This window comes from Methyloversatilis discipulorum (genome assembly GCF_000527135.1).
Lineage (GTDB): Bacteria > Pseudomonadota > Gammaproteobacteria > Burkholderiales > Rhodocyclaceae > Methyloversatilis > Methyloversatilis discipulorum.
Genome location: NZ_AZUP01000001.1, coordinates 3468173 through 3483950, shown reverse-complemented (window position 1 = coordinate 3483950; position 15778 = coordinate 3468173). Strand labels below are relative to the sequence as shown.

At 64.9% G+C, this 15778-nt stretch carries 15 protein-coding genes; 7 read left to right on the top strand and 8 right to left on the bottom strand.

The genetic code is table 11. From position 1 onward, the window contains the following. Positions 1 to 10: 10 nt before the first annotated feature. Genes METFAM1_RS0116345 through METFAM1_RS0116325 form a run of 5 tightly spaced genes read right to left on the bottom strand, consistent with a single transcriptional unit; the run spans position 11 to position 4977 of the window. The gene (locus tag METFAM1_RS0116345) at positions 11 to 2131 is read right to left on the bottom strand and encodes a type IV pilus secretin PilQ (protein WP_019916500.1); all 2121 of its coding nucleotides are present in this window, start codon (positions 2129 to 2131) and stop codon (positions 11 to 13) included. Further along, the gene (locus METFAM1_RS0116340; protein WP_019916499.1) at positions 2128 to 2658 is read right to left on the bottom strand and encodes a pilus assembly protein PilP; all 531 of its coding nucleotides are present in this window, start codon (positions 2656 to 2658) and stop codon (positions 2128 to 2130) included. The genes METFAM1_RS0116345 and METFAM1_RS0116340 overlap by 4 nt, the downstream gene beginning before the upstream one ends. Further along, positions 2655 to 3320 carry a type IV pilus inner membrane component PilO gene (locus tag METFAM1_RS0116335; RefSeq protein WP_019916498.1) on the bottom strand — a complete coding sequence of 222 codons (666 nt, stop codon included), beginning with the start codon at positions 3318 to 3320 and terminating at the stop codon, positions 2655 to 2657. Before METFAM1_RS0116335 ends, METFAM1_RS0116340 begins: the two co-directional genes overlap by 4 nt. Further along, positions 3317 to 3901, bottom strand: a complete 585-nt coding sequence (locus METFAM1_RS0116330; protein WP_019916497.1) for a PilN domain-containing protein — start codon at positions 3899 to 3901, stop codon at positions 3317 to 3319. The genes METFAM1_RS0116335 and METFAM1_RS0116330 overlap by 4 nt, the downstream gene beginning before the upstream one ends. Further along, complete coding sequence (locus METFAM1_RS0116325) at positions 3898 to 4977, bottom strand: pilus assembly protein PilM (RefSeq protein WP_024300771.1); 1080 nt, start codon at positions 4975 to 4977, stop codon at positions 3898 to 3900. The genes METFAM1_RS0116330 and METFAM1_RS0116325 overlap by 4 nt, the downstream gene beginning before the upstream one ends. 169 nt (positions 4978 to 5146) lie before the next feature. Between METFAM1_RS0116325 and METFAM1_RS0116320 the strand changes: the two genes are divergently transcribed. After that, complete coding sequence (locus METFAM1_RS0116320; RefSeq protein ID WP_019916494.1) at positions 5147 to 7600, top strand: penicillin-binding protein 1A; 2454 nt, start codon at positions 5147 to 5149, stop codon at positions 7598 to 7600. Here the strand turns inward: METFAM1_RS0116320 and cyaY are convergent. Then, positions 7560 to 7880: an iron donor protein CyaY gene (gene cyaY / locus METFAM1_RS0116315; protein WP_024300770.1), complete on the bottom strand. Its 321-nt coding sequence runs from the start codon at positions 7878 to 7880 to the stop codon at positions 7560 to 7562. The two genes, METFAM1_RS0116320 and cyaY, sit on opposite strands and share 41 nt — an antisense overlap. A gap of 16 nt (positions 7881 to 7896) precedes the next feature. On the opposite strand from cyaY, the gene lptM reads away from it, so the two are divergent. From lptM to METFAM1_RS0116285, 6 genes are all read left to right on the top strand, one after another. Further along, positions 7897 to 8064: an LPS translocon maturation chaperone LptM gene (gene lptM / locus METFAM1_RS20690; RefSeq protein WP_019916491.1), complete on the top strand. Its 168-nt coding sequence runs from the start codon at positions 7897 to 7899 to the stop codon at positions 8062 to 8064. Then, a complete protein-coding gene (gene lysA, locus METFAM1_RS0116305) occupies positions 8061 to 9302 on the top strand; it encodes a diaminopimelate decarboxylase (protein ID WP_019916490.1) in 1242 nt (413 codons plus the stop codon). The genes lptM and lysA overlap by 4 nt, the downstream gene beginning before the upstream one ends. Further along, a complete protein-coding gene (locus METFAM1_RS0116300) occupies positions 9299 to 9712 on the top strand; it encodes an Hsp15 family ribosome-associated heat shock protein (RefSeq protein WP_019916489.1) in 414 nt (137 codons plus the stop codon). Before lysA ends, METFAM1_RS0116300 begins: the two co-directional genes overlap by 4 nt. Before the next feature lie 47 nt (positions 9713 to 9759). Beyond that, positions 9760 to 10296, top strand: coding sequence for a formaldehyde-activating enzyme (gene fae, locus METFAM1_RS0116295; protein WP_019916488.1), 537 nt, complete (start codon positions 9760 to 9762; stop codon positions 10294 to 10296). A gap of 155 nt (positions 10297 to 10451) precedes the next feature. Then, positions 10452 to 11531, top strand: a complete 1080-nt coding sequence (locus METFAM1_RS0116290; RefSeq protein ID WP_019916487.1) for a sensor histidine kinase — start codon at positions 10452 to 10454, stop codon at positions 11529 to 11531. Beyond that, a complete protein-coding gene (locus METFAM1_RS0116285) occupies positions 11528 to 13954 on the top strand; it encodes a two-component system response regulator (RefSeq protein WP_019916486.1) in 2427 nt (808 codons plus the stop codon). The genes METFAM1_RS0116290 and METFAM1_RS0116285 overlap by 4 nt, the downstream gene beginning before the upstream one ends. 76 nt (positions 13955 to 14030) lie before the next feature. Here the strand turns inward: METFAM1_RS0116285 and METFAM1_RS0116280 are convergent, their stop codons facing one another. Together METFAM1_RS0116280 and METFAM1_RS0116275 are read right to left on the bottom strand one after the other, a co-directional pair. Next, a complete protein-coding gene (locus METFAM1_RS0116280) occupies positions 14031 to 15485 on the bottom strand; it encodes a 3'-5' exonuclease family protein (RefSeq protein WP_019916485.1) in 1455 nt (484 codons plus the stop codon). 73 nt (positions 15486 to 15558) lie between these two features. After that, positions 15559 to 15765, bottom strand: a complete 207-nt coding sequence (locus METFAM1_RS0116275) for a DUF3460 family protein (RefSeq protein WP_019916484.1) — start codon at positions 15763 to 15765, stop codon at positions 15559 to 15561. Positions 15766 to 15778: the final 13 nt, after the last annotated feature.

Below are 15778 nucleotides of genomic sequence, written 5' to 3'. Positions count from 1 at the left end.
ATGAGGTCGCTCAGCGCAGCGTCAGGTTGTCGCTGACGATGCGCGGCGTCACGAAGATGAGCAGTTCGGCGCGGTTGTCGCGGGTTTCCGTGCTGCGGAAAAGGAAGCCGACGTAAGGCAGGTCGCCGAGGAAAGGCACGCGCGTCTGCGTGCGGCGCTCGTCCTGCGTGTAGATACCGCCGATGACCACCGTGCCGCCGTTTTCGACCAGCACATCGGTCTTGACGTGCTTGGTGTCGATCGCGACGCCCGAGCCGGTAGACAGCTGGGTGTTCGGCGTGTCCTTGTTGATATCGAGCGCCATCTGCACCCGACCGTCCGGCGTGATCTGCGGCTTCACCTGCAGCTTGAGGTTGGCCTTGCGGAAGGACACGCTGGTCGCACCAGAACTGGTTGCCTGCTGGTAGGGAATTTCGACGCCCTGCTCGATCAACGCCTCGTTCTGGTCGGAGGTCATGACACGCGGGCTCGAAATCACCTTGCCCTTGCCGTCCTGTTCCAGTGCCGACAATTCAAGGTTCAGGAAACGCGTCGCCGCCGAATTGAACAGCACGAAGGACAGCTGACCCGGCGTACGCGGCGTGATGTTGTTTGCACGCAGATTCGTGCTGAGGGAATCGGTCAGGAAGTTCGGCTGGGTCTGCACCTGACCGGTCTGAAAACCGGTCGCTGCAGCCGATCCGCCGATGTTCAGGCCGGCGCGGCCAAGTTGCACCGAACCCGCCGCCGACTGATTGATACCGAGACGCGCGCCGAGGTTCTTCGCGAAGTCCTCGTTCGCTTCGACGATACGTGCTTCGATCAGGACCTGGCGGGTCGCCACGTCGAGCTCGATCAGGATGCGGCGGATGTCTTCAAGTCGCGACGGGATGTCGGTCACGATGAGCTTGTTGGTGCGCGTGTCCATCACGATCGATCCGCGCTTGGACAGAAAGCGCTTGTCCTTGTCATCGAGGATGGATTTGTACAGGACTTCCGCCTTGTGATAGTTCAACTGGAAGGTTTCGGTGCGCAGCGGCTCAAGCTCGCTCACCTGCTGCTGGCTTTCGAGCGCCAGCTTTTCCTTCGCCGTCAGCTCGTCGCGCGGTGCGATCCAGATGACGTTGCCGGTCTTGCGCTTGTCCAGACCCTTGGCGTCGAGAATGATGTCAAGCGCCTGGTCCCACGGGACGTCCTTCAGTCGCAGCGTGAGCGAACCACCGACGGTATCGGAGGTGATGATGTTGTTGTCGGTGAAGTCGGCAATCACCTGCAGCACCGAACGCACGTCGATGTTCTGGAAGTTCAGCGACAGCTTCTCGCCCTGGTAGCCCGGCTTGCTGCCCTGAACCAGCTTGTTCGGATCCTCGACCAGACGCTTAACTTCAAGAATGAACTGATTCTCGCTCTGGTAGGCGTTGTGCTCCCACAGACCGGTCGGGGTGACCGTGAGGCGGGTGTTGGCACCCGAGCGCACGACTTCCATCTGCGTGATCGGGGTGCCGAAGTCGGTCACGTCGTAACGCTTAAGGAACTCTTCGGCCACCGAGGCGCGCAGGAATTCGACCACCAGCTTCGTTCCCTGCTGGCGGATGTCGATGCCGGTGTTCGGATCCGACAGTTCGACCACGACGCGACCTTCACCGTCCTTGCCGCGACGAAAGCCGACGTTACGCAAGGTCTGCGTACCTTCGTTCGCAGTCGGCTCGGCGAATCGGGACGTCTTGTCCGATTGGGCGACCGCCTCGGCATTCGTCGGCATCGCCAGGCTGATGTAAAGGTCACGCCCGGACAGCCGGGTATTGAAGGTGGACAGCTTGTTGAGGTTGAGCACCAGCCGCGTGCGGTCACCGACCTCGACGATGTTGAAGCTGCGCAGGTGCGCTTCGTTCAAGGTCTGGGACGAGCGGCCGAGCGCATTGCCGGTCGCCGGGAAGTCAAAGGCGATGCGCGCCGGTGAGGCAACGCTGAAGTTGGCGGGTACCCCTGCAAGTTCGGACTTGGTCGTCACCTTGACGAGCACCTCCCCTCCCTGCTGCGACACCAGGATGGACTCGATGCTGTTCGGCTGCGCCTGTGCGACGGCAAGTGCCGGTATCGAAGCGACGGCGAGCGCGCACAGCAGGCCGGCGAGTTTGCGGACGAAATTCATTTCTTTGCCTCCTGCTCCTGCAACTGGAGCGTACTGGTACGTTCGACCCATTCGCCGTCCGCGTCCTGAACGATTTCCTTCAAGGTGATGCCATCGCCGGATATCGACGTGATGACACCGAAGTTCTGACCCATGTAATTGCCGCTGCGCACGCGATGCAAGGTCGTGTCCGCCTTGATCAGCGCATAGGTGACCCGCCCCTGCTCGAGCAGACCGACCATGGCCAGCGTGTCGAGCGGGTACTGCTCCAGCGGCTCCTTGCGCCGGTCGAGGTCGGGCGTGATGCCACCACCGCCACCGCCACCCTTCTTCCGCTCCGGTTCGATCTTCTGCACGCTGAACGGATCGAGCAGATTGCCCGCTTCGTAGGCAACGATGATCGACGGCTTGATTTCCGGCAGCGGCTTCACCTGCCCCTTCAGGCCCTGCGTGTTCTCTTCCATCCAGGCCCGGAGATCCTCGTGGTTCTCGCCGTCGCAGCCCGCCAGCGCCAGCGCGGCCGCCAGCATCGTCAGGAGGCGCTTCATTTGTTGCCTCCCTTGGCCTTGTCGGCCTTCGCCTTCTTGATGCGGGCGATCTCTTCGTCGTCGAGATAGCGGTAGGTCGTCGCCACGGCATCCATCTTCAGACCGTCCTTGGTGGAATCGATGACGATGGAACCGAGTGTCACGATGCGCGAGAGCTTGGCGACGTCACCAGCGAAGTTGCCGAGGTCGTGGTAGCCGCCGGTGACGCGGATGGTGATCGGCATCTCGGCGTAGAAATCCTTGACCGCTTCGCTGCCCGGCTTCCAGGTTTCAAACTGCAAGCCACGGCTCAGGCCGGCCTGGCTGATGTCGACCAGCAGCGACTCCATCTCGGCCCTGTTCGGCAACTGCTTGAGCAGCGCACCGAAGGACTTGTCGATGTCAGCCAGCTGCTGCTGGTACTGCTCGAGATTCACCGCCTGCTGCTTCTTGTTCAGCCACTCATCCTTCAGCGTCTGTTCCTCGAGCCGCTTCTGCTCGAGCTCGACGCGCAGCGGATCCCAAAGGAACCACCAGCCCGCGGCCAGGGTGGCGACCAGCACACCCAGCAGGACCGCAGCTTTCGGCGCGGTGGCCCAGTTGCCGACGTCCTTCGGGTCGAGATTCTTGAAATCGTCCGCGATGCGCGTGAAATCGATCTGGGGCATCTGGATCTGCTTCATGTCTTGCGCCCCTTCGCCGTCTTGCTGTCGGTCTCATCCGCCGCACGCGTGATGAACAGATCGAGGCTGAATTCGTTCATGCGGCGCTTGTCGACGGTGGCGCCCTTGATTTCGATGAGGGTCGGGCGCTCGAGCAGCGGCGACGACTCCAGATTCCGCATCAGGCTGGACACCCGCGCATTCGATTGGGCATACCCGACCAGATTGATCTTGTTCGCCTGCTGCGAAACCTTCTTGATGTAGACGCCTTCCGGCACGTTCTTCGCGAGTTCGTTGAACAGGCCGACCGCCTCTGACCGGTTGCCCTGCAGCGACTCGATCACCCGCTTGCGCTGCAGCAGCGCGTCAGTCTGCTCGCGCAGCCGCTTGATCTCGTCGATCGACTTGTCGAGGGCGGCGATTTCGGTCTTCAGGAAGGCGTTCTTCTCGTCCTGAGCGGACACGTAACCGCTGATGATGCCGTTGCCCAGTGCCACGATCAGCCCGCCGAGCACCAGCGTCAGGCCGGTCAGCGCATAGAACTGCTGGCGCCGCGCCTTGCGCTTCTCCTCGCGATGGGGAAGAAGGTTGATGCGTATCATGCGTCGAACCTCCTGAGCGCAAGGCCGCAGGCCACCAGCAGCGACGGCGCGTCCTGACTGAGACGCTTGGCGGTGACCGTCTGCGACAGCTGCATGTCGACAAAGGGGTTCGCGATACGGGTTTCAACCTGGGTGCGGTTGGCAACCACTTCGTCCAGACCGGGGATCACCGAGCACCCGCCGGCGAGCACGATGTGGTCGACGCTGTTGTACTGGGTCGAGGTGAAGAAGAACTGGAGCGCACGCGACACCTCGAGCGCGAGGTTGTCCATGAAGGGGCGCAGCAGGTCGTTCTCGTAATTCTCTGGCAACGTGTTGGTGCGCTTCGCGGCTTCCGCTTCTTCCGGGCTCATGCCGTAGTTGCGCATGATGTCCTGGGTCAGCTGGTAGCCGCCGAACGCCTGCTCGCGCGAATAGACTGGCTGGTCGTTGCGCAGGATGATCACGTTCATCACGTTGGCGCCGACGTCGACCAGTACGATGTTGGTGTCCTTGCCGCCGTCCGGCAGCTGCTTCTCGACCAGTTCGAATGCCGCCTGTGCCGCGTAGGACTCGACGTCGACCACGACCGCGCGCAGGCCGGCCGCTTCAGCCACCGCAACGCGGTCCTCGACCTTTTCCTTGCGCGACGCGGCGATCAGCACCTCGACCTCGTCCGGGTTGCCGGGCGCCGGTCCGACCACCTGAAAATCGAGATTCACCTCGTCGAGCTGGAAGGGGATGTACTGATTGGCTTCCGACTCCACCAGCACCTCGAGCTCCTGCTCGCGCTGATTGGCCGGAACGATGATCTTTTTCGTGATGACAGCCGCCGCCGGCAAGGCCAGCGCGACATTGCGCGTCGATGTACCCATGCGCTTCCAAGCCCGTCGCACGGCGTCGGCGACGTCCTCGAGTTTGGCGATGTTGCCATCCACCACCGAATCGCGCGGGAGGTTCTCGATGGCGTAGCGCTCGATGCGGTGCTCGCCCTTCGCTGTCCGGGACAGCTCGACCAGCTTGACCGCCGAGGACGACACGTCCAGCCCCATCAGGGGACGCGCTCCCGGGTTAAATACCGACAGGTCGAAAGCCAAGCTTTTTCCTTTTAAGACAGTGAATTAGGCCCAATACGCACAAATTACATTAAGATGCTAGCAGCAAGGTATCGACAAGTAAACAAATTTTGGGTAGGCGTAACGAGAAGCTTCACACGGTCGGCCGGCTATACTTTCGGCCTCAAACCCCCTCCGGAAACCCATTCTCTTGCTCTCCAAATTCCGCTGGCTGCTCTACCCGTTGACCGCCCTCACCGGCCTCGCACTGATCGGCGCGGCCCTCGCGCTGATCGTCGTACTGCTCGCCTACCCGCAGCTGCCGTCGCTGGACATCCTGACCGACTACCGTCCGAAGATCCCTCTTCGCGTCTATAACGCCGACGGCCAGCTGATCGGCGAATTCGGCGAAGAGCGCCGTTCGGTCGTGCCGATCGAACAGGTGCCGGACGCACTCAAACACGCCATCATTGCCGCCGAGGACGAGCGCTTCTATCAGCACTCGGGCATCGACTACATGGGCATTGCCCGCGCCGCACTGGCCAATCTGACCAGCGGCGGCCGCAGCCAGGGCGCCAGCACCATCACCATGCAGGTGGCGCGCAACTTCTTCCTGTCGAGCGAACGCACCCTGCGCCGGAAAGTCTATGAAGCCCTGATGGCGTTCAAAATCGAGAACAGCCTGACAAAAGACCAGATACTCCAGCTCTACATCAACCAGATCTATCTCGGTCAGCGTTCCTACGGGTTTGCTGCCGCCTCCAGAGCCTATTTCGGCAAAAACCTGAAGGACATTAGCGTCGCCGAAGCGGCGATGCTTGCCGGCCTGCCGAAAGCGCCTTCCAAGTACAACCCGGTAGTCAACCCGAAGCGCGCCGCGCTGCGCCAGTCCTACGTACTGCGGCGCATGCAGGAGCTGGGCTACATCGACGAAGCGACGCGCGCTCGCGCGGTCGAGGAAGAACTGGTCGTGCGTCGCGACAGCAGCAGCACCGCCAGCGGGCCGAAACCAGCCGATTTCGTCGCCGAGATGGCGCGCCAGATGGCGGTCGAACGCTTCGGCGAAAACGCCTACTCGCTCGGCCTGCGCGTGGTCACGACGATACGGCGCGCCGACCAGGACGCCGCCATCGAGGCCGTCCGCAAGGGCGTGTTCGACTACGACCGTCGGCACGGCTATCGCGGTGCGGAGTCCTTCGTCGACATGAAGGACGTCGGCGCCGACGACGACGAACTGCTCGACGACCTGCTGCAGGACGTGCCGGACGCGGTGGGTCTGCACGCAGCGGTGGTGCTCGCTGCGAGTCCGACCGCGGTGAAGGTGTACAAGCGCGGCGGCGAAGTGCTCAATCTGGGCGCCGACGCGATCAAGTTCGCCAAGGCGATGCTGGACGACAAGGCGCCGCCGGCGCGCAAGCTGCGACGCGGCGCGGTGGTGCGCGTGATGCAGGACGCCAAGCTCGGCTGGACGCTGGCGCAGATGCCCGAGGTCGAGGCGGCGCTGGTCGCCGTCGACAGCGACGACGGCGCCGTGCGCGCACTGGTCGGCGGTTTCGACTTCAATCGCAGCAAGTTCAACCACGTCACCCAGGGCTGGCGACAGCCCGGTTCGGCGTTCAAGCCCTTCATCTACTCGGCAGCGCTGGAGAAGGGTTACGGGCCGGCTACCGTGGAAGAGGACACGCCACTGGTGGTGTCGGCCGGCGAAACCGGCAGCCAGAGCTGGCAGCCAAAGAACTACGACGGCAAGTACGACGGCCCGATCTCGCTGCGCACCGCGCTGGCGAAATCGAAGAACATGGTGTCGATCCGCATGCTGCGCTCGATCGGCCCGCGCTATGCGCAGGACTACGTTTCACGCTTCGGCTTCGACGCTGCGCGCCACCCGCCCTACCTGACGATGGCGCTCGGCGCCGGTTCGGTCACCCCGTGGCAGATGGCATCCGCCTACGCCGTGTTCGCCAACGGCGGCTACCGGGTCGAGCCTTATGTGGTGAGCGAGATCACTGACAGCGAGGGACGCGTGCTGGCGCGCTTCACGCCGCGCAAGGCCGGCGATGAAGGTTTGCGCGTCATCGACGCGCGCAACGCTTACCTGATGGACAGCATGATGCAGGACGTCGTGCGCCGCGGAACCGCCACCCGCGCGCTGGCCCTCAAGCGCGGCGACCTCGCCGGCAAGACCGGCACCACCAACGACTATCTCGACGCCTGGTTCTGCGGCTACCAGCCCTCGCGCGTTGCCGTCGCCTGGATAGGTTTCGACAACCCGCGCACCCTGGGTCGTGGCGAAACCGGTGGCTCGGCGGCGCTGCCGATGTGGGTGGATTACATGCGCCACGCACTGAAGGACGTGCCCGAACAGCGGCTGCCACTGCCCGACGGCCTGATCAGCATCGATGCCGGCGAGGACAGCAAGGGCAACCCGCGCACCGATCTGATGTACGAGGAACACCTGCCACCGCCGCCCGAATCGCTGCCGGAAGAGCCGGAGACGCCGGCGTCGGAGGGCGAACTGCAGCCCGGCCCGCCGCCGCAGTCGCCGGCACCGATTCCGACACCGCCGCGCTCGCCGACCGGACATATCGTGCCGAGCGAGTCGCGGCTGACGGTGCCGGATACGCTCAGCCGCGCAGCTTCACCGGCTCGCCCGCCTGCTGGCTGAGCAGTTCTTCCAGTGCCTGCATCAGTTCCTTGCCGTCGCGCGTGCCTATCCAGCGGCCGCCGTCGGCACGGAAGTGGAAGCCGCCCGAGCGCGCCGCCACCCAGATTTCCTGCGCGACGCCGTGCCGGTTGATCACCATTTTCGAACCGTCGTCGAACTCCAGTTCCAGCACGCCGCCGGCCTGCAGTTCGTAGTCGATTCCGGCGCCGCTGCGTTCGATGGCCTGCTCGATCGCAGCCAGCGTCGCATCGGCCAATTTGTTAAATTCACTCTCGTTCATATTCCGGCCATCCGACATGTTTTCCAGCCCGCTCGTGCGCATCGCCGCACTGACCCTGACGCTCGCAGCCTGCGGCACCAAGGGACCGTTGACGCTGCCGCCCAAGCAGGGCGCCCAGCCGGCGGCCGCGAAGCCCGCGCCCGCACCTGCTCCGCAAGATACTAACAAGGCCGACAAGCAATGAAGCATTTCGAAACCCGCGACGGCGCGCTGTACGCCGAAGGCGTCGCACTCGAGCGCATTGCCGCCGAGTACGGCACGCCTACCTTCGTCTACAGCCGTGCGGCGCTGACCGAGGCGCACGCTGCATACGCCGAAGCATTGTCCGGCCACGACGCCATGCTGTGCTACGCGGTGAAATCGAATTCCAACCTGGCGATCATGAATGTGTTCGCGCGGCTGGGCACCGGCTTCGACATCGTGTCCGGCGGCGAACTGGCGCGCGTGATCGCCGCTGGCGGCGACCCCGGCAAGGTGGTGTTCTCAGGTGTCGGCAAGACGCGCGACGAAATGCGCGCCGCGCTGACCCACGGCATCTATTGCTTCAACGTCGAATCGGAAGCCGAGCTGCACCGTCTGGCCGAAGTGGCGGCCAGCCTGGGCAAGCGCGCACCGATCGCGCTGCGGGTGAATCCGGACGTCGATCCGAAAACCCACCCCTATATCTCCACCGGCCTGAAGTGCAACAAGTTCGGCGTGCCCATCGCCGACGCACACCGCATTTATCTCGACGCGGCAAAACTGCCGCAGCTGGAGATCCGCGGCATCGCCTGCCACATCGGCTCGCAGCTGCTGGACCCGGCGCCGGTCGCCGAAGCGGCCGCCAAGGTGGTGGCGCTGGCCGAGGCACTGAACCGCGACGGCATCGAACTGCGTCATCTCGACCTCGGCGGTGGCCTCGGCATCCGCTACGACGACGAAGAGGTACCGGCGACGCGCGACTACCTGGCACCGCTGCTGGCCGTGCTGGCCGGCCGCAAGGAAAGACTGCTGCTCGAACCCGGCCGCTCTCTGGTCGGCAACGCCGGCGTGCTGCTGTCCAAGGTCGAGTATCTGAAGCGTGGCGAAGAGCGCAATTTCGCCATCATCGACGCGGCGATGAACGACCTCGCCCGCCCGGCGCTGTACGACGCCTACCATCGCATCGCCGAAGTGCGGCCGCGCGGCAAGGCCGACACCTACGACGTGGTCGGCCCGGTGTGCGAAAGCGGCGACTTCCTCGGCCGCGCACGCGAACTGGCGGTCGAGCCGGAAGACCTGGTCGCCATCTTCTCCGCCGGCGCCTACGGCATGACCATGAGCTCGAACTACAACACGCGGCCACGCGCCGCCGAAGTGATGGTCGATGGCGACAATGTGCACCTGATCCGCGCACGCGAACGCATCGCCGACCTTTACGCCGGCGAACGCCTGTTGCCGTGAGCCACGAGGACGACGCCGCGCGCGAACGGCTGCGGCTCGACAAATGGCTGTGGGCGGCGCGCTTCTTCAAGACGCGCACGCTGGCGTCCGACGCCATCGACGCCGGCCGCATCCAGCTGAACGAGGCACGCGCCAAGCCGTCGCGCGAAGTGCGCATCGGCGACCGGCTGGACATCCAGACCGGCGAAGTGCGTTACACGGTGATCGTGCAGGCGCTGTCCGGCAAACGCGGCCCGGCCGAAGAGGCGCGCAAGCTTTACGAAGAGACCGCCGACAGCATTGCGCGGCGCGAAGCGGAACGTGAACGGCGCCGACTTGCTCCGGAACCGTCACACATGCTGCACGGACGGCCGACGAAGACGCAGCGGCGTGAAATCGACCGCATGCGCGCTAAACTTCGCGGCGGCTGAGCCCTGCGCGCCAACGAATTGAAAACACTGTCAAAAGGAATCGAACCATGTCCGAACGTATCGTGATGAAGGTCGGTGAAGCCACCGTCTTTGCCAAGGAAGGTCAATACACCGACGCCATGCCGGAAATCGTCATCGGCTCGATCGACGGCCCGGTCGGCCAGGCCTTCGCCCAGATGATGGGCCAGACCGCCGGTCACACCCGCATGCTGGCCGTGCGCGACTGCAACCAGATGGCCAAGCCGGCCACGATGATGGTGCCCAAGGTCACGATCAAGAATTCGCGCACCGTCGAACTGCTGGGCGGCGTGGTGCAGTCGGCCACCGCTGACGCCGTCGTCGACTGCGTGTCGGAAGGCATCATCCCGAAGGAACTGGTGGACGAACTGGTCATCATCGACCTGGTGTGGCTGGACCCGAACGCGGTCAAGGACCCCAATCTGGACATGAAGGATCTGTACCGCACGAACTACGAAGCAACCAAGATCGCGATACAGCGCGCAATGACCGGCAAGCCGACGATCGACGAGCTGATCGCCAACCGCCACAAGATCAAGCACTGCATGTACGACCCCGAAGCCTGATCGCAGCGCAAAGCCACAGCCAAAGCCCCTGCCAACCGCAGGGGCTTTTGTTTTTGGTGCAATCGCAACGAAGGGCAACACAACCTTGTGTCGATGCAAGGCGCCATCCAGAATGAATGAGCCCGGAATATGTGCGGGCTCATGGAGGATGGCCGATGGATATCCGCGCCGAGGGTACGGCCGGGCACGACGCCCCGCCGATGCCGCAGATGAACGACGACGCCTTCCGTCGCGTCGTCGAGTACGCCCCCAGCGCGATGGTGCTGGTCGATGGCCGCGGCATGATGGTGCTGGTCAACGAACAGACCGAAAGGCTGTTCGGCTACCCGCGCTCCGAACTGATCGGCCGCTCGGTCGATATGCTGGTGCCGTCGGCCGCGCGCGCGCACCACGCCGACTTCCGTCACAGCTTCCTGTCATCCCCCAGCCCTCGCCCCATGGGTGGCGGTCGCGATCTGTTCGCCTGCCGCGCCGACGGCAGCGAGTTTCCGGTCGAAATCGGTCTGAATCCGATGGACACCGGCGAAGGCGTCATGGTGCTGGCATCCATCGTCGACATCACCGAGCGACGCCGCGCGCAGCAGGTGCTGGAACAGGCGCTGCAGGAAAAGACGGTGCTGCTCAACGAGGTCCACCACCGGGTCAAGAACAATCTGCAGGTCATCACCAGCCTGCTCAATCTGCAGGCCAACAATGTCGACGACCCGCGCGTGCGCGACATCCTGAACGAGAGCCAGAACCGCGTGCGGGCGATGGCGCTGACCCATCAGCTGCTGTACGAGCGCAAGGATTTCTCGCGCATGGATCTCGGCGACTACCTGGACCGTCTGGCCCAGTTGCTGCGCGGTGCCTATCGCAGCAGCGCGAGCGGCGTCGAGTTGCAGCTCGAACGCCCGGAGCGGCCGGTGTACCTCGATCTGGAACGCGCCATCCCGTGCGGGCTGGTGGTGAACGAACTGGTCACCAATGCGTTCAAGCACGCCTTCCCTGGCCAACGCACGGGCATCATCACCATCGCGCTGTCCAGCGGCAGTGACCGGCTGACCCTGGCCGTGCGCGACGACGGCGTCGGCCTGCCCGAGGGGTTCGACTTTGACAACGTGAAGTCGCTCGGCCTGCAACTGGTGCCGCTGCTGGTGGATCAGCTGCACGGGACACTGCAGATGGTGCGCGACGGCGGCGCACACTACCTCATCACCTTTCCGGCAATGTTCAACGTACGAGGCACGCCATGAACGCTCCGCTCCCGATCAACCTGATGCTGGTCGAGGACGAACGCGTGATCGCCTTCGACCTGAAGAACCAGTTGCAGTCCTTCGGCTACAAGGTGGGCGCGGTGCTGGCCAGCGGCGAGCAGGCGGTGCGCCGGGTCGGTGAGGTGGCGCCCGACCTGGTGCTGATGGACATCCACCTCGAGGGTCCGCTCGATGGCATCGATGCGGCGCTGCAGATCCAGTCACTGCATCGCGTACCCGTGGTGTTCCTGACCGCCTACGCCGAGGACGACACGCTGCGCCGTGCGCTCGACTGCCGGCCCTTCGGCTATCTGGTCAAACCCTGCGAAGCGCGCGAACTGCATGCGACGATACAGATGGCACTGGCGCGCCGCGAGGTCGAGGTGCTCGTGGAGCGCAGCGAGCAGCTGTTCAAGCAGGCGCTCGATGCCGCCTCGCTCGGCGTACTCGAATGGCAGGGCGATTCGATGCAGCTGCACGGCGACGGCCACTTGCGCAGCCTGTTCGGCGACCGCCCGGTTCCACTGGACGAATCTTGGAATCTCTTTCTGTCACGCGTCGATGCCGGCGATCGCGAGCGCGTGTCGGCGGCGCTGAACGCGGCACTGCAGCGCGGCGATCCGGTGCGCATCGAATTCCGCACCGCAGGCAATGGTGGCGCACGCAATCTGGAAGCGCACGCGCGCGCTTATGGCGACCCGGCGGGCGAGCAGCGCATCGTCGGCATCCTGCAGGACGTGACGCAGCGCCGGCGCGACGAGGAGCGCCTGCGCCAGTCCAGCGTCGTGTTCCACACCACGGCCGAAGCCATCGTGATCGCGGATGCGCAGCGCCGCATCGTCGCCGTCAACGCGGCCTACACACGCATCACCGGGCACGACGAGACCCAGGTACTTGGCCTTGACCCTGACGCGGTGCTGGGAACCGGCCACGGCGACGATTTCTACGCGGCGCTGATCGCTCCCTCGGGTACCGGCTACTGGCAGGGCGAGGTGCTGTGCCAACGCGCGTCTGGCGACAGCTTCCCTGCCTGGGAAAGCATCAGCGCCGTGCGCAACGACATCGGCACGGTCACCCATTTCGTCGCCGCCTTCTCCGATTTCAGCGCCATCCACCAGGCAGAGGAGAAGCTGAATCATCTGGCGCATCACGACGCGCTGACCGGCCTGCCCAACCGCCTGCTGTTCGACGACCGTTTCGAGCGCGCGATCGAGCAGGCGCGTCGTGCGCAGCAGCGCTGCATCCTGCTCTTCCTCGACCTCGACAGTTTCAAGGGGGTGAACGACACGCTGGGTCACGGCATGGGCGACGAACTGCTGCGCGCAGTGTCGGTGCGCCTGCGCGACACGCTGCGCCGCAGTGACACGCTGGCCCGCCTCGGCGGCGACGAATTCGTCGTACTGACCGGCAGCGCGCAGCCTGAAGACGCCTCGCACCTGGCGATGAAGCTGCTCAATGCACTGCGCGATCCGTTCGCGCTCGGCGACGAGCAGATACGCATCACCGGCAGCATCGGCATCGCTGTCTTCCCCGATCACGGCAGCGACCGTACCGTGCTGATGCGTGCCGCCGACATCGCGATGTACTCGGCCAAGTCGCAAGGACGCAACCGCTATCAGTTCTTCACGACCGACATGTCGGAGCGCACCCAGGAACGCATGCAGATGGAACAGGGCCTGCGTCGCGCGATCGACAACGACGCGCTGGAGGTGCATTACCAGCCGCAGCTCCGGCTGTCCGACGCGCACGTAATCGGCGTCGAGGCACTGGTGCGCTGGCCGCATCCGGAACTGGGCATGATCTCGCCCGCCCGCTTCATCCCGGTCGCCGAAGAGAGCGGCATCATCGAAACGCTGGGCATGTGGGTGCTGCGCCGCGCCTGCCACGACATCGTCGGCCTGCCGGACAACGACGGGCGACAGATGCGCCTCGCCGTCAACGTGTCGGTCAGGCAGTTCATGCGCGAGGATTTCGTCGCCCACGTGCTGGAGGTGCTGACCGAAACAGGCTTCCCGGCCGAATCGCTGGAGCTCGAAATCACCGAGTCCACGCTGCAGGTAATCGAACACAGCGCCGGCATACTCGACGCGCTGAAACGTTTGGGCGTCTCGATCAGCATCGACGACTTCGGCACCGGCTACTCGTCGCTGAGCGTACTGCGCGGCCTGCCGATAGATCGCATCAAGATTGACCGTTCATTCATCATCGACCTGACAGAGAGCGACGACGCTCGTGCAATGATAGAGGCCATGCTGGCGCTGGGTCGCTCGCTGCGCATGACCACCATCGCCGAGGGCATAGAGCTGTCGGAACAGGCTGAACTGCTGTTGCGGCTCGGGTGTTCGGAGGGTCAGGGCTATCTGTTTGCCCGCCCGATGTCGGCAGACCAGTTGCGACAGTCGCTGGTGCATCCGTCCGAATAGCCCGGGCGCCACGCATCATGATGCCGGTCTCTGCAGGACGACGTGATCAGCGTCGCCCCATCCGCAGGATGTGCCGTCAGCTGACGACGGTCTCGATCGCGTCTGCCGGCAGCCCTTCGAGGTGGCGGCGCAGGATGCGATAGTGGTCGTAGTCGAAGCGCGCGTCGCGCTGCGGTGGCGCAGCGTCGTCGCTGCCCTCCGGCGCGCTGCCGAGGTAGCACCAGTGCGCCAGCCAGTGTCGATCACCGCGTTCGGCGCCCGGACGGCGCTCGCGCACCGCCACGGCGTCGGGCCACGGCCAGTCGGGCATGCGCAGGCCGTCGAGCGCACTCATCAGCCGCATATCGTGCTGCCGCGGGTCTTCGCGACCGCAACAGACACCGCGGCAGCGCTTGATCTGCACATTGACGCAGGCGGCGGTGCGCCGCTCGTAACCCTGCAGACCGATGCGCTTCGGACACAGCTGCCAGGCGGTCGCCAGTTCGCGCAGCGTGGTCAGACAGTCGCGGCGGGAACGGAAGGGGCCGTACAGCCCCGCCAGCTGACGCGGCGTGACGCGGTCGAGATCGACCAGCGTCAGCGCTGCTTCGCCGGCCGCCACCTCGTTACCGGGGCCGCCGCGCAGCGCCAGTGCCACCGCGGGGCCGCCGGCCCGCAACTGCTTGTTGTAGAGCGGCTGCAACTGCTTCACCAGCTTCGCTTCGAGCAGCAGAGCACCGAGTTCTCCCGCTGTCTCGACCCAATCGACGCGCTTCGTCTCGCGCAGCATGCGCGCCGCCTGTCCGCCCTTGTGCGAACCGGTGAAGTGCGCCAGCACGCGCGAACGCAGGTTACGGCTCTTGCCGATGTAGAGCGGCAGCTCTGCCGGCGCCGGCAGCAGATCTGTCGACTCCGGCGCGGCACCGTAGAACAGGTAGACGCCGGGCGCCTCCGGCACGTCGTCGAGCGCGCCCGGTGTCATGCCGGGCGGCGCAGCCGCGGTGCGCCCGGCCTTCTCCATCGCCGGAGCGATCACCGCCGGCGGAAAGTCGCGGGCGACGATGTCGAGAAAGTCGCGCACCAGTCGCGCGTCACCGATGGCGCGGTGGCGAGCGTCGCAGACCAGCCCGAAGCGCTCCATCAGCGCGTCCAGCCCGTGGCGCGAAAAGTGCGGATAGAGCGCGCGCGACAGCTTGACCGAGCAGAGCACACGCGGCGCGAAATTCAGGCCGACGCGGGCGAACTCGTTGCGCAGGAAGCCGTGGTCGAAGCGCGCGTTATGCGCCACGAACAGGCGGTCGTGCAGCAGCGCCGCCAATTCCTCCGCGATCTCGGCAAAGCGCGGCGCGCGGGCGACCATGTCGTCGGTGATGCCGGTGAAGCGCTGGATGGACAGCGGAATCGGCACGCCCGGATTGACCAGGCTGGACCACTCGCTCCGCTGCGGCCCGTCGATCAGCACGACGCCAACCTCGGTCACGCGGTCGGCGCGCGGGTCGCCCCCTGTTGTTTCCAGGTCGACGATGGCCAGCGGCTGATCGAACACGCTCATGCGATGGACACCACCCTGCGCGCCGGCTCAACGGCGCGGCGCACAGGGCGGTCGAAGGAAGGACGGTGCAGCTTCAGTGCGCGTCGGTGGGCGTCAGGTCGGTCTGGTAGGGATAGGCCTTCTGCGCGACGCGTGCTTCGTTGAAGCGGCGCTGCGCTTCGAAGTCCTGCGGCTTGTCCCACCACAGCGCGCGACCGCGACGCTGCTCTTCGACCTGCTCGGGATGCTTTTCGAGGTACTCGCGCATGAAGCGCGTGTGATCGGATTCGTAATCAGCCAATTGAAACTCCGTT

Coding starts and splice junctions, on each gene's coding strand:
- METFAM1_RS0116345 (WP_019916500.1), bottom strand. CDS start 2,131: ATGAATTTCGTCCGCAAACTCGCCGGCCTGCTGTGCGCGCTCGCCGTC.
- METFAM1_RS0116340 (WP_019916499.1), bottom strand. CDS start 2,658: ATGAAGCGCCTCCTGACGATGCTGGCGGCCGCGCTGGCGCTGGCGGGC.
- METFAM1_RS0116335 (WP_019916498.1), bottom strand. CDS start 3,320: ATGAAGCAGATCCAGATGCCCCAGATCGATTTCACGCGCATCGCGGAC.
- METFAM1_RS0116330 (WP_019916497.1), bottom strand. CDS start 3,901: ATGATACGCATCAACCTTCTTCCCCATCGCGAGGAGAAGCGCAAGGCG.
- cyaY (WP_024300770.1), bottom strand. CDS start 7,880: ATGAACGAGAGTGAATTTAACAAATTGGCCGATGCGACGCTGGCTGCG.
- lptM (WP_019916491.1), top strand. CDS start 7,897: ATGTTTTCCAGCCCGCTCGTGCGCATCGCCGCACTGACCCTGACGCTC.
- lysA (WP_019916490.1), top strand. CDS start 8,061: ATGAAGCATTTCGAAACCCGCGACGGCGCGCTGTACGCCGAAGGCGTC.
- fae (WP_019916488.1), top strand. CDS start 9,760: ATGTCCGAACGTATCGTGATGAAGGTCGGTGAAGCCACCGTCTTTGCC.
- METFAM1_RS0116290 (WP_019916487.1), top strand. CDS start 10,452: ATGGATATCCGCGCCGAGGGTACGGCCGGGCACGACGCCCCGCCGATG.
- METFAM1_RS0116285 (WP_019916486.1), top strand. CDS start 11,528: ATGAACGCTCCGCTCCCGATCAACCTGATGCTGGTCGAGGACGAACGC.
- METFAM1_RS0116280 (WP_019916485.1), bottom strand. CDS start 15,485: ATGAGCGTGTTCGATCAGCCGCTGGCCATCGTCGACCTGGAAACAACA.